The following is a 12921-nucleotide window of genomic DNA, read 5'->3' on the forward strand; positions in this document are numbered from 1 at the left end:
GCGGGAGCTGCGGCAGCTGGAAGGCGGCTGGATTTCCACCGAACAGGTGAAGCGCTCGCGGGTGCGCCTGCAGCGGCTGGGCTATTTCGAAGAAGTGAACGTGGAGACACCTGCGGTGCCGGGCACGGACGATCAGGTGGATGTGAACTTCAACGTCAAGGAGCGCTCCACGTTCGGCAGTTTTGTGTTCGGTGTTGGTTTTTCCCAGTCTCAGGGACTGTTGCTGAACTCCAGTGTCAGCGAGGATAATTTTCTCGGCACCGGCAAGCGGGTGAGCGCGACGATCAACAACAGCCGCGTCAACACCATCTACAGCTTCAGCTACACCAACCCGTACTATACTCAGGACGGTGTCAGCCGCGGATTCCGGCTGTTCTGGCGCACCACCGATGCCGGTCGCGCCAACGTGGCGGATTTCACTTCCGATGCCTATGGCGGCAACGTGAACTACGGCATCCCTCTGAGCGAGTACGATACCCTGCGCGCCTCTGTGGGGCTGGAGCACACCAAACTGAAAACCCTGTCGACCACGCCCCAGGCCTATGTCAACTATATCAATGACAACAAGGACGAATTCGATGTGTACCAGCTGGGCCTGTCCTGGTCTCACGATACCCGTAACAGAGCCTTTTTCCCTGATGCCGGCATATTGCAGCGCCTGTCGCTGGATGCAGCCGTGCCCGGCAGCGGGGTGACTTACTACAAACTTGCTTCCCGCACCAGTTGGTATCAGGCGCTTAACAAGTACTTCACGCTGGTGGCGGAGGGGGACGTGGCCTACGGTGAAGCCTACGGCGACACCTCGGGTTTCCCGTTTTTTGAAAATTACTACGCCGGCGGTATCAGTTCCGTGCGCGGTTACCGGGCCAATTCCCTGGGTCCCAAGGAGAACGGCCGCGCCCTGGGTGGCGCATTCAGAACCCTGGCCAGCGCCGAAGTGTTCTTCCCGCCACCCTTTGCCGCGGATACCAATTCATTCCGTTTTGGTATATTTTTCGATATTGGCAATGTGTTCGCCTCGGTGGACGACTTTGACGGCAGCGAGTTGCGATATTCCACCGGCGTGTCGGCCCTTTGGCTGTCGCCTTTGGGACCGTTGACTTTCAGTTTCGGTAAAGCGTTAAATAAGCAGGCGCAAGACGATACCGAGATCTTCCAGTTCTCTCTCGGTGCAGCATTTTAGGGGACAGAGGTGTGACGATATCGGCAAAACAGCAACGCTGGTTCTGGGTTCTGGCCTTCGCCCTGTGGGCGCCCGCCGTCCTGGCCGAGGCGAAAATCGGCTATGTCAACGCGGCGCGGCTGTTGGAAGACACGCCCCAGGCCGAGGCCGTGTCGAAGAAATTAAAACAGGAGTTCGCGGCGCGGGAAGACGAACTGGTGGCCGAGCAAAAAAAATTACAGCGCCTGGAAGAGCGTCTGTCCCGGGACGGCCCCATCATGAGCGAGATAGAACGCCGCCGGCTGGAGCGTGATCTGTTGTCCCGCAAGCGGGATCTGCGGCGGGCCCGGGACGACTTTCGTGAAGACGTGAACATCCGCCGCAACGAAGAAATCGCGAATTTGCTGGAAGTGGTGCAGGATGCTATCGAGGCGGTGGGTCGCGAGCAGCAGTTCGATTTGATCGTCTATGAAGGCATTGCTTATGCCAGTCCGCGCATTGACCTGACGGAACTCATTTTGGAGCGCTTGCGCAAGTCTTCCGTCAAGTCCCGCTGATTCACGGATACGTTTGCGTGCCTCGCTTGTCGGAACTGGCTCAGCACCTCGGGGGCCGGGTGCAGGGCGATGGGGATTGCATCGTCAACAAGCTGGCGACCCTGGAAAATGCCGGGCCCGGTGATATCAGTTTTTTGTCCAACAAACGCTACGCCCGCTATCTGGCCACCACCCGGGCGTCGGCGGTGATCGTGTCGGACGAGCACGCAGCCGCCTGCACGGTCAATGCGCTGATTGTTCCCGATCCCTATCTGGCTTATGCCCGCCTTGCCGTATTGTTGCAGCCGCTGCCGCCTGGCGGGGCGGGTTGTCATCCCAGCGCGGTGATTCATCCCGAGAGCGAAGTGCATCCACAGGCCTTCGTCGCCGCCCATGCTGTCATTGAAGACGGCGCGCGGCTCGCTGCGGGAGTCCTGGTCGGGCCTGGGTGCATCGTCGGGCGGGACAGCCGCATTGGCCAAGACAGTGTGTTGGTGGCCCGGGTCACGGTTTGCCACGGGGTGAGCATTGGCAGGCGCGCCGTGATTCACCCCGGCGTGGTCATTGGCAGTGATGGCTTTGGTTTGGCCAAAGACGGCGAGGGCTGGCTGAAAATTCCGCAGCTGGGTGGCGTGGTGATCGGCGATGATGTGGAGATCGGCGCCAATACCACCATCGATCGCGGCGCACTGGACGACACGGTGATTGAGGACGGTGTGAAGCTGGATAACCAGATACAGGTGGCGCACAATGTGAAAATCGGTGCCCACACGGCCATTGCAGGATGCACCGGCATTGCCGGCAGCGCCAGGATTGGTGCGCGCTGCACCATCGGGGGCGGGGTAGGTATCGTGGGTCATACAGAGATTGCCGACGATGTGCACATTACCGGCATGTCCTTCGTCGCCCATTCCATTCACCAGGCCGGCGTGTATTCTTCGGGCACACCGTTGGAGCCCACACGCACCTGGCGGCGCAACTATGCCCGTTTTCGTCATCTGGATGAGATGGCGCGCCGCCTGCGCCGGGTGGAATTCACACTGAAACAGGAAAAAAAAACTGAAGAGAAGTAGTCTGTATTGCAAGGCTTCCGCTCGGGGCAGAGCGCAGCGCATGTATTTTTTCGTTACGGGGTAGGGTGATGCAACTATGAACGAGCAAACTGCAGCAGGACGTCCATCGGCTGGGGAGGGCGCGATGGATATCTACGAGGTCTTGCAATATCTTCCCCACCGCTATCCGTTTTTGTTGGTGGACAAGGTATTGTCCTGCCTGCCGGGGGAGAGGCTGGTGGCGCTGAAAAACGTGACCGTCAATGAGCCCTTCTTTCCCGGCCATTTCCCGGGGCGGCCGGTAATGCCGGGGGTGCTGATGATCGAAGCCCTGGCCCAGGCCATGGGTATACTGGCCTTTAAAACCGCCGACACCAGCCCCGCCAGCGGCATCACTTTTTACCTTGCTGCCGTGGACAAGGTTCGTTTCAAGCGTCCGGTGGAGCCCGGTGACACTTTGATTATGACCGTCAGCCTGGAACGCCATCGCCGGGACATGTGGATGTTCAGCGGCGAGGCGACAGTGGACGGTCAGCCGGCCGTCAGCGCCAAGATCACCTGTGCCCGGCGGGATGTTCCGGCTTGATTGATCCGCGCGCCGTCATTGATGCCAGGGCGGAGCTGGCCGCTGATGTCCGGGTCGGTCCCTTTGCCGTGATCGGTCCTGAGGTGGTCATCGGGCCGGGTTGTGAGATCGGCTCCCACGTCGTCATCAAAGGCCCCACCCGCATTGGCAGTAACAATAAGATTTTCCAGTTTGCTTCCATCGGCGACGATCCCCAGGACAAGAAATACCAGGGCGAGCCCACCCGGCTGGAAATCGGTGACGGCAATGTGATCCGCGAATACTGCACCATCAACCGGGGCACGGTGCAGGGCGGTGGCCTGACCCGCGTGGGCGATGACAACTGGATCATGGCCTATGTTCACATCGCGCATGACTGCATCGTGGGCAATCACACCATCTTTGCCAACAACGCCTCTTTGGCGGGGCACGTGAAAATTGAGGATTACGTTATTCTTGGCGGTTTCTCCCTGGTTCACCAGTTTTGCAATCTGGGCGCCCATTGCTTTACCGCTTTCAGCGCCGGCATTGCCAAGGACGTGCCGCCCTTCGTCATGGTGGGGGGGTACGCCGCCGCGCCCCACGGCCTCAACATTGAAGGCCTGAAACGGCGTGGTTTCAGCGCGCAGACCATTGCCAATCTGCGCCGTGCTTATAAGATTCTTTACCGCTCGGGCCTCACCTTCAAAAATGCCATTGAACAGCTCAAAGCCTTCAGCCCGGAGGAACCGGAAGTCGCCCGCATGGTGACCTTTCTCGAAAAATCCCGGCGCGGTATCGTGCGCTAGCCGGTCTTTATGTTCCGCATTGCCATTGTGGCCGGAGAAGCCTCCGGCGATCTGTTGGGCGCCGGTCTGATCCGCGCCATCCGCGCCCGCCGGCCTGATATCTGCTTCGAAGGGGTCGCCGGGCCGCGAATGATGGACGCCGGGTGTCAGGTGGTGTTTCCGGCCGAGCGCCTGTCGGTGATGGGCCTGGTGGAAATCCTCGGCCGGGTGCCGGAGGCTCTCCGTATCCGCCGGGCACTGCTGCAGCGCTACCAGGTGGAGCCACCGGATCTGTTCATCGGCATCGACGCGCCCGCCTTCAACACGGGCCTGGAACTGCGGCTGAAGGCCCGCGGCATTCCCACTGTGCACTATGTCAGCCCTTCCATCTGGGCCTGGCGCCAGGGGCGCATCCACAAGATCAAGCGTGCGGTGGACTTGATGCTGACCTTGTTTCCCTTTGAGGCGCCCTACTATGAGGCCGCGGGTGTGCCCGTGCGCGTGGTCGGCCATCCCCTGGCGGACGCCATGCCCCTGGCGGCCGCCCATGTGGCCGCCCACGAGGCCCTGGCGTTGCCGCCGGGCAAGAAAATCGTCGCCTTGCTGCCCGGCAGCCGGGCCACGGAGGTGAAGGCCCTGGGAAGCCTGTTTCTGGAGGCCGCAAAGTGTCTGCTGACGGTCCGGCCGGACATCCATTTCGCCGTGCCCCTGGCCACGCCCGTGACCCGCGAGCTGTTCTGCCAATGCCTGAAATCGCTGGCCACGCCCCTGCCCGTCACGGTGTACGACGGCCGCGCCCGCGACGTGCTGACCGCCGCCGATGCCGCCATCGTTGCCTCAGGCACCGTCACTCTGGAAGCCATGCTGGCGCAGTGTCCCATGGTGGTGGCCTACCGTTTGTCGCCCCTCACCTTCTGGCTGGTGGAACGCCTGGCCAGGGTGACCTATTGTTCCATTCCCAACCTGCTGGCGGACGACAGGCTGGTTCCCGAACTGGTCCAGGATGCCGCCACCGCGCAAGGTTTGTCTGAGCACGTGCTCCGGTATTTGAACGATCCCGACGCGCTAAGCCGCACGCGGGCCCGCTTCCAGGCGCTGCATCGCAAACTGCGGCAGGGTGCCGACGACGCGGCCGCCGAGGCGGTGTTGGCGTTGCTGGCCGCGCGTCATGCGCCGCCCGGCATGAGCTGAATCCGTGCCACCCCGCCCGCGGGTGGCCGGCCGTCAGTGCCGCCTTAGCGCTCACAGCCCCCTGTATCCACCACCCGGCCGCGGCGTCGTTTTGCCGCCGGCGCACCTTTTCCGCGCAGGGGTGGCAGCGCCTGAAACGCGGTGCAGGGAGCTATTGCCATGGTGCAGAGCGGAAGCTAACGCAAAGAAGAATCTCCATTGTCCTCATCGTCTTCGAAATCATTCTCTTCCACGTCATCCCAGGTGAACTGGGCGACGATGAGCATGATGATGCAAAAGACAGCGGCCAGGGCGGCGGTGAATATTAAATTAGCGTCCATGCCGTCGCGGAGCTGATCCGCCAGGGTGTCGCCGGATACGGCGTAGAAGTTGGCGAGAAACCAGTCGATGAAAATCACCAGCCCGCCGACATTGAACACTCTCGTGATCAGGGTGGAGTGATACATGTGAGTGAGTATGAAACCGAGGGCGGCGAAAATGTAATACGGGGTGGGCACGATGACCAGGGCCTGCCAGGCGATCAGCGTGCCGATGCCCGGTGTGTGAAAGGCGACGTAAAAACCGACGATGAAGTTGAGCACCAGCGACAGGCCCAGGCAAATTAGGCCCGGCTTGATGGCCGTGTAGGGTGGAGGGGATAAATCGTCCAATTCCGCCATGATCGTTTCCGGTCTGCCGCGCTGTCAAGGCGCTGTCTCGTCATGCCTGCCTAGCGTTTGTAAGAAGTGCTGCGGCGCTGCTGAAACAGCGCCTGTTTCTTTGAAGGGCCCCCAATTGGTCTGCTGAAATCCAATGAAGCCGCGCCGGCGGCGTTGAAAACCCGCTCTTGTGCCCGATGCCGCGCGCTTTTTCGCCGGTTTTCCCTTGCCATCGCCGGCTGGAGCGGGTTTTTGGAGGCACTTAAAAATAATCCGGTTCTTGTCCCGGTTTCCATTTGATGTTGCAACCCAGGCTGGGTTTTTGGTCCGTGTCAATGTGTTGTCCTGCCAGCAGGGCAGCGGCGGCGGCGCGCAGGTCGCGCCCGGTGACGGGCACGTCGTTGCCGGGGCGGGCATCGTCAAACTGGCCCCGGTAGACCAGTTTGTGGCTTTCGTCGAACAGGAAGAAGTCCGGCGTACACGCGGCGCGGTAGGCTTTGGCCACCTCCTGGGTGGCATCGAAGAGGTAGGGGAAGCTGTAGCCCGCCCTGGCCTTTTCCTGCGCCATTTTTTCCGGGCTGTCGTCCGGATAACGCTCCACGTCGTTGGCATTGATACCTACCATCGCCAGCCCCCTGGCCTGATATTCCCTGGCGAAATCCGCCAGTGCCTCCCGGATGTGAAGCACATAGGGGCAGTGATTGCACATGAACACCACCAGCAGTCCCCGGGCGTCTTTGAAATCGTCCCGTGACACCCAGGTTCCATCGGTGTCTGGCAGGCGAAACTGCGGCGCTGGTGTGCCGAGTTCCAGCATGGTGGAGGGGGTGCGAGCCATATTGATCTCCCTGAGACGTCAGCGCGGGCTGCGCCGGACAGCGTTTGAAATCCTGGGGCGAAAGTGTACCCGATTTTGGAGGCCTTGGAGGCCACGTGTCCACCTCACCTTGATTTTGATTCCCGGACAAGTCACCCCGCCGAACCACGACGCTCCTGCCGGCCTTGAAAAAGACCAGGAGGGGGGCTTTTCCAACATCCTGCCAAGGGTGTTCCTGCCGGCCGGGGGGGATGCCAGGTCCCGGAATTTGCCTCATTTCCCAGCAGCGCGCGCCTTTTCTCGTTTTCCGCTCCGGTCTTATCCGGAAATCAAAGCGCTTTGCTTTGCTGGGCAGAGCCCTTTTCCTTTTGATGCCATTTGGGAAAAGATTCAGGGACAGGCAAAAAACTGTAGCGATTCACCGGATTGTTATGTTTTGTCAACCCGGCGATCAAAATCGTCTAATGGTGCGGTACAGGGATGTGCCAGGTTGACGGCCCCGGCCGGGCTGGCCCTGATTTTCCTTCTTGGTCACCGTTGTTGTGCAAGGCGGGATCATGAATCAGAAGGCCAGAATATCGACACCCCACGCCCGCCCGATTTCACCGCTTTGCGCATGCATCCCAAGCCTGTCCCGAGCAGAAGTATCAACAGGACCGCGCCTCCAAGAGCACCTGTCCCGCCCGATTTTCGGCTGTTGTCAGCGACTTCGTTCGACGGGTCACCGCTGTCGGTGACTGCACGGGCCAGCCTGTTGCCGTTGGCGTCGTAGCGGTACGCAATGGCGCTGCCGTCGTCATAGGTGACGCCGGTGAGGCGGCCGGCAGCATCGTAGGTGTAGGTTTCGGCGCTTGCCGGTGGCGTCAACGACAGCATTGCGCCAAGAATACAGCCGAGTACCGGAACCCTTCCTGTCGTCACCATGCTGTTTCTCCTGCTTCTGGTCTGTCTTGTTGCGTGGCCCGTGGGCCACGGCACAGAGCCGCGTGTCACCTTGCCGAAAGGACCGATCCGGTCCGCCGCCTGGGGCTCATAATCCGAGTTTTTGTTTCCAATAATTCCATGCCGTGGACAGAATCCCCGGAGATTGGGCGGCGGGGCGGTCCAGTCCTGTGGTCGTTATGGCGGTTTGGGTTGCAAACTGTGTGACATCGTCGACGGGAGCGCCGTGAACGGGTCCGGTGGCGGTTGTGCCTGGGAGGGTGGAAACCACGTTCACCACTTCCTCGTGGAGTTCATCCATGGTGCATTCGTCGATGGAACGGTATTGCAGTTCCGTATCATCGAGCAGCCTGCCGTTTTCCTGCCCCACTTTCTTCTCGAGATAAGTCAATTCGAACCACTTCCCCAGCCGGTACAAGGCGCTTCCTGCAGCCACTATCGCGCCACCCACTACCACGATGGTTATGGGCTCTTTTCCATCCGGGTCGTGAAAGTACATCGGGTTCGCGTAGGCGAATGTGTAGGGGTTCAGGGCGAGCGGATTCAATAGTTCATCGTCCCCGCCGATGCCGGGGAAGGTATCCGTGAAGGGATCCGTGAAGGGCTGCGCCGCATCCTGGGGCCGCATTCTGAGGCTGTGTTCGGGCGCGGGTGCGGGTTTGCCGGTGAGTTCCCGGCGGGCCATGTGCAAAGGGTCCCTGGAGAGGAATCTTCCGCTGTCCGCGTCGTAGTAGCGGGCGCGGATGTAGTAAAGGCCATCCCCGTCGTCGTAGACGCCCCATTGCCCTTGCCAGGTGAAGGGGTTGTCCAGGTCGCCGCTTCGGCCCAGCAGCACCCCGAAAGGGGTGTGGGCATAACTGGCGATCACCACACCGCCATCATCGGTGACGAAGCGGGTGTTGCCGCTTTCGTCGAAGTGGTAGAAGTGGCGGGCATTGGTGGCGGCGTCGATGGCGTAGAGCAGGGCGCCGTCGGGGGTGTGGATGTAGTAACGCAGGTCGGTGCCCGCCTCGCGCTCGATGGCTGTCGCAGGGAGGGTCAGGGCGTGGTTCCACACGTAGTCGCGGGTGATGCCGCCAGCCGTGCGGCGGGTGCGGTAACCCAGGGCGTCGTAGGCATGGGTGGTGGTGCCCACGGCGGTGAGCCGGGAGGCCAGGTTCCAGGTGTAGGTGGTGGTGCCGTCGTCGGTGAGCCGGCCCAGGGTGTCGTAGACATGGCCGGGGCTCGATATCTGGGCAGCGGCGTCGAAGCTGTGGGTGGTATCGGCCAGGCCGGTGGCGGAGGCGGCCTGGGGCAGGTCGCGGCTGGCGGCGGTGATGCGGCCGCCCGCGTCTCGTGTGAGGGTGATGCTGCCCAGGGTGCCGTGGGTGATAGCGGTGAATTGGCCGTCGGCATCATAGCTGTAGGTGGTGGTGATGCCATTGGGCCGGGTCATGGCGGTAAGGCGGTTGTCGGCGTCCCAGGTGAAGGTGGAAACCCCTCCCGCCCAATCCGTAATTTTGGTGAGGTTGCCGTTGGCATCGTAGCGGTAAGTGATTGTCTTGCCGGTGGCGTAGGTTATGGCGGCGATGCGGCCGCCGGCATCGTAGCTGATGGCGAGTCCGTTGCTGGCGGTGATGCGCCCGAGTGCGTCCCGGCTCAAGGTGAGGCCGTCGGCGCCGGTCAGGCGATCCTCGGCATCGTGGGTAAAGCTGAGTTCGGTGCCGTCGGAGTAAATTTGGCGGATCAGGTTGCCGTTGGCGTCATATTCGTCGGACCGGGTACCCAGATCACCGGGAAAGGTGACGGTTTTGAGACGATTGCCTTGGTCGTAGGTGTAGGCCGTGGTGCGGCTCAGGGGATCGCTGCTGCTGGTAAGGCGCCCGGCGTTGTCGAAGGTGTGTCGCCAGTCATTGCCGCCGGGGTCGGTGACGGCGGTGATATTGCCCAGGGCGTCGTGCTTGTAGCTGGCGCTGATGTTCTCCGGCAGGGTGCGTTTCGTGGGCAGACCGCGGGGATCATAGTCCGTGGTGCGGATGTATCCCAGGGGGTCGATGGTCTGGGTGACGTGCCCCATGAGGTCGTAGGTGAGCTGAGACTTGTTGCCCAGGGGGCTGGTGATGGCGGTGATGCGTCCCATGTCGTTCGAGGTGAAGCGGATCCCGTTGCCCAGGGGGGTGGTGGTGCTGCGCAGGATGCCTTCGGCGTCGAAACTGCGGCGCCAGGTATTGCCGTTGCCGTCGGTAAGGGCGGTCAGCCGGTTTTGCTGGTCATAGCCGAAGGTGATGCGGCTCCCGCTGCGCTCGGTGACTGCGGCGATCCGGCCCAGTTCGTCATAGTCCACGCGTCCGATGTTGCCGTAGTTATCGGTGACCGTGCTGAGACGATCCATGGCGTCGAACGTGAAGGTGGTGACCGCCCCCGTGCGGTCGGTGACGGTGGCCAGGTTACCGTTGGCATTCCACTCGAAGCGGGTGGCTCTGCCCTTGGGATCGGTGAGCGCGACGGGACGGTCCATGTCATCGTAGGCGAGGGTCGTGGTGCTGCCGTCGGTGAGTGTGGCGGTCATCAGCCGGCGCTGGGTGTCGTAACCGAAGGTGGTAGTGTTGCCGGCGGCATCAGTCTGGCTCGCCAGGGTGCCGTCTTTGTTGAAGATGCGGGTGTTTGTGCCGCCGGCCGGGTTGGCATGGGTCAGCCACTGGCCGTGGCTGTTGTAAGTGTAGGTGGTGGTGAACCCAGCCTGGTCGGTGTACGAGACAAGATGGCCTGTCGCATCGTAGGCAAGGGATTTGGTGGTGCCGTCGGCGTGGGTGATCCCGGTAAGGTCATAGACGGTAATCCCGTCGCTCGTGGTCCGGGCGGTGTAGTCGAATGAGGTCGTGGCACCGTTGGCGTGGGTGATGGCTGCGATGCGCCCGCTGGGGGCATGATAGGTGTAACGGGTGGTGCCCCCCAGGGAATCGGTGATGCCGTTGCGCTGGCCGGTGGTATTGGACGACAGGGAGAAGGTGGTGCCATCCTGGCGGACGACCTGTTCGAGTTTCCCCGTGGTGCTGTAGGTGTGGACCGTCGTGTTGCCCAGGGCGTCGGTTATTGTGGTGTCGGCTTCGTTGTAGGTAAAGGTGGTGGTGTTGCCCCGGGCATCGGTTTGGGCGGCCACTTTGCCGGCATCGTTCCAGGTTTGGCGGGAGGGGGTGTTGCCTGCCGGGAGGGTGATGGCGGTCAGCAGGCCACCGTTGTCATAGGCATAGGTGGTGGTGTTTCCGTTCAGGTCAGTGAAACTGGCAAGGTCATTTCCGCTGTAGGTGAAGCTCACGGTGCGCCCCTGACCATCGCCTGCGCCCACCAGCCGGTTGGTGGAATCATAGGTGAAGTTGAGCGTGCGGCCCAACCCGTCGCTGACGGACACAAGCCGGCCACCGGCATCGTAGGCCAGGCTATGGGTGCCGCCCTGGTTGTCGTCAATGGCGAGCAGTTGCCCTGCCGCACTGAAGCGGTAGCTGCGCTTGCTGGAAGGATCTGCCAGGGTGAATTGTCCTGTATTGGTGTCTTCCACCAGTTGGTAGGGTACATCCTGCCTGCTGTAAAGCGACCATTGTGCAGCGTTCTTGGTGAAGCGGATCAGGCGTCCCTGGTTGCTGATGACGTCGGCGGTACTACCGTTGCTGGTCAGTGTCCATGCGAAGTTGTGCAGCCAGTTGTCCCCCAGGGGGCCGCTGATGTTGGCGGCTTTGAGGCCCGAGGCATAATACCGGGAGAAGCGCAGCGGCATCGGTCCGCCGAGATCAATATCCGGTGTGCCGGTCTCGACCAGCTCGCCCGTGTAGGTGTTGATTGGATCACCCACCGCACAACTGCCGGCGATATTGGCGCCGGAAGTGGCGGTTGCAGAGGTGGGGGGGGAAGGTGGCGGAGTGCCCGCAAGGGTAACGCCCGTGAACGTTTCGACACCGGGGTTGTCGATGGTCCGCCCCACCTGCTCTTCGAGGATTACAATGCCGCCGGCACTGTTCTGCCATTCGAACAGCGTGTTCAGCTCTGCGGCGCCGAGGGTGATGGTACGGCCGGTGGCAGGTGCGCCATAGGTGTAGGGACCGAGAATTTCGCCGGGAGAGTCGAGCCGCGCGAAAGGGGGCAGCAGGGAGAGGTTGCCACTGGTGAGATAGAACTTGTCGATGCCGTCGGGATTGCCGCTGGTGGCAATGAGCCGGATTTCCAGCGTATCGCCGTTGAGAGTCAGTTTGACGGGGGAACTGGCCTGGGGGTCGGGAATGGCCACCGTGTCATCACCCGCGAGCACCCAACTGCGCTCCGCGCCCATGCAGATCTGGGTGGTGCTCAGGGCCCGCAGATCGAGGCAGTCGGTGACCGGCGCTGCCCCAGCAGGCTGGCTTGCCGCGAAAAACGCCGCCAGCAAGAGCACACAAAACAACATGCCGTGCTGAGTCTTTCCCTTCAAGCCAGTAATTGCCAGGCTGCCAACCGGTCTTGGCGGTTGACGTATATTGTGGCCTCTCACGTTCACCGTTGTTGTGTGTTTTTCTGGGTCAAAGCATAGCTGTGCTCAGAAATAGTACCATCTCCCGAAGCCTTTTCAATGGCGCCCACCGCAGGTTTCCCAACCCGCTGATGATAAGCACGGTGAAGTGTAGTATTATTACGCGTTTTTTCGGGAGCTGCGGACCGCTGCAATGCTGGAAATCAATCCGTCACTTAAGCACATCGAAGAGATGCAGGAGCGCGTGGATGCGCTGAGGGGGTATCTTTGACTATGCGGGGAAGAAAGAGCGCCTGACCGAAGTCATCCGGGAGCTGGAAGACCCCGGCGTGTGGGGCCGGCCCGAGCGGGCGCAGGAACTGGGGCGCGAGCGGTCGCGCCTGGAAGACGTGGTGCGCAGTCTCGACATCCTGGCCAGCGGTTTGGCAGATGCCGGCGAGTTGTTGCGCATCGCCGCCGAAGAGGACGATGAGGAGACGGCCCGCGCGGTCATGGCTGATCTGGACGCTCTGGAATCGCGCCTGGCGGCGCTGGAATTCCGCCGGATGTTTTCCGGGGAAATGGATGCCGCCAATGCGTTTTTGGATATCCAGGCCGGCTCCGGCGGCACCGAGGCGCAGGACTGGGCCAATATGCTGCTGCGCATGTATTTGCGCTGGGGGGAACGGCGGGGCTTTGCCACGGAGATCGTCGAGTTGTCCGAAGGTGAGGTGGCCGGCATCAAAAGCGCCACGGTGCGGTTTGAGGGCGAGTATGCCTACGGTTGGTTGCGCA

At 61.7% G+C, this 12921-nt stretch carries 10 protein-coding genes and 1 pseudogene; 7 read left to right on the forward strand and 4 right to left on the reverse strand.

Annotated elements, in window-relative coordinates; all coding sequences use genetic code 11:
- The 6 genes from bamA to ENJ19_00805 form a co-directional block, all read left to right on the forward strand.
- On the forward strand, positions 1-1183 hold a 1183-nt coding region (gene bamA / locus ENJ19_00780; GenBank protein ID HHM04262.1), incomplete at its 5' end, for an outer membrane protein assembly factor BamA.
- On the forward strand, positions 1177-1719 hold the full coding sequence (locus ENJ19_00785; GenBank protein HHM04263.1) for an OmpH family outer membrane protein: 543 nt from the start codon (positions 1177-1179) through the stop codon (positions 1717-1719). The genes bamA and ENJ19_00785, both read left to right, overlap by 7 nt.
- A gap of 17 nt (positions 1720-1736) precedes the next feature.
- Positions 1737-2771 carry a UDP-3-O-(3-hydroxymyristoyl)glucosamine N-acyltransferase gene (lpxD, locus tag ENJ19_00790; protein HHM04264.1) on the forward strand — a complete coding sequence of 345 codons (1035 nt, stop codon included), beginning with the start codon at positions 1737-1739 and terminating at the stop codon, positions 2769-2771.
- A gap of 124 nt (positions 2772-2895) precedes the next feature.
- Positions 2896-3336, forward strand: a complete 441-nt coding sequence (fabZ, locus tag ENJ19_00795) for a 3-hydroxyacyl-ACP dehydratase FabZ (protein ID HHM04265.1) — start codon at positions 2896-2898, stop codon at positions 3334-3336.
- Positions 3333-4103: an acyl-ACP--UDP-N-acetylglucosamine O-acyltransferase gene (locus ENJ19_00800; protein HHM04266.1), complete on the forward strand. Its 771-nt coding sequence runs from the start codon at positions 3333-3335 to the stop codon at positions 4101-4103. The genes fabZ and ENJ19_00800 overlap by 4 nt, the downstream gene beginning before the upstream one ends.
- Positions 4104-4112: 9 nt before the next feature.
- A complete protein-coding gene (locus ENJ19_00805) occupies positions 4113-5273 on the forward strand; it encodes a lipid-A-disaccharide synthase (protein HHM04267.1) in 1161 nt (386 codons plus the stop codon).
- A 176-nt stretch (positions 5274-5449) separates the two neighbouring features.
- Here the strand turns inward: ENJ19_00805 and ENJ19_00810 are convergent, their stop codons facing one another.
- The 4 genes from ENJ19_00810 to ENJ19_00825 form a co-directional block, all read right to left on the reverse strand.
- Positions 5450-5932, reverse strand: coding sequence for a hypothetical protein (locus tag ENJ19_00810; GenBank protein ID HHM04268.1), 483 nt, complete (start codon positions 5930-5932; stop codon positions 5450-5452).
- Positions 5933-6173: 241 nt separating this feature from the next.
- On the reverse strand, positions 6174-6749 hold the full coding sequence (locus tag ENJ19_00815) for a thioredoxin family protein (GenBank protein ID HHM04269.1): 576 nt from the start codon (positions 6747-6749) through the stop codon (positions 6174-6176).
- 534 nt (positions 6750-7283) lie between these two features.
- Positions 7284-7604: a hypothetical protein gene (locus tag ENJ19_00820; GenBank protein HHM04270.1), complete on the reverse strand. Its 321-nt coding sequence runs from the start codon at positions 7602-7604 to the stop codon at positions 7284-7286.
- A 154-nt stretch (positions 7605-7758) separates the two neighbouring features.
- Positions 7759-12108 (reverse strand): RHS repeat protein, encoded by a 4350-nt coding sequence (locus ENJ19_00825; protein ID HHM04271.1) that lies wholly within the window; start codon positions 12106-12108, stop codon positions 7759-7761.
- A 232-nt stretch (positions 12109-12340) separates the two neighbouring features.
- Between ENJ19_00825 and ENJ19_00830 the strand changes: the two are divergent.
- Positions 12341-12921: pseudogene (locus ENJ19_00830) on the forward strand (PCRF domain-containing protein).

Source organism: Gammaproteobacteria bacterium, from assembly GCA_011375345.1.
GTDB lineage: Bacteria > Pseudomonadota > Gammaproteobacteria > DRLM01 > DRLM01 > DRLM01.

Coding starts and splice junctions, on each gene's coding strand:
- fabZ (HHM04265.1), top strand. CDS start 2,896: ATGGATATCTACGAGGTCTTGCAATATCTTCCCCACCGCTATCCGTTT.
- ENJ19_00805 (HHM04267.1), top strand. CDS start 4,113: ATGTTCCGCATTGCCATTGTGGCCGGAGAAGCCTCCGGCGATCTGTTG.
- ENJ19_00810 (HHM04268.1), bottom strand. CDS start 5,932: ATGGCGGAATTGGACGATTTATCCCCTCCACCCTACACGGCCATCAAG.
- ENJ19_00815 (HHM04269.1), bottom strand. CDS start 6,749: ATGGCTCGCACCCCCTCCACCATGCTGGAACTCGGCACACCAGCGCCG.
- ENJ19_00820 (HHM04270.1), bottom strand. CDS start 7,604: ATGCTGTCGTTGACGCCACCGGCAAGCGCCGAAACCTACACCTACGAT.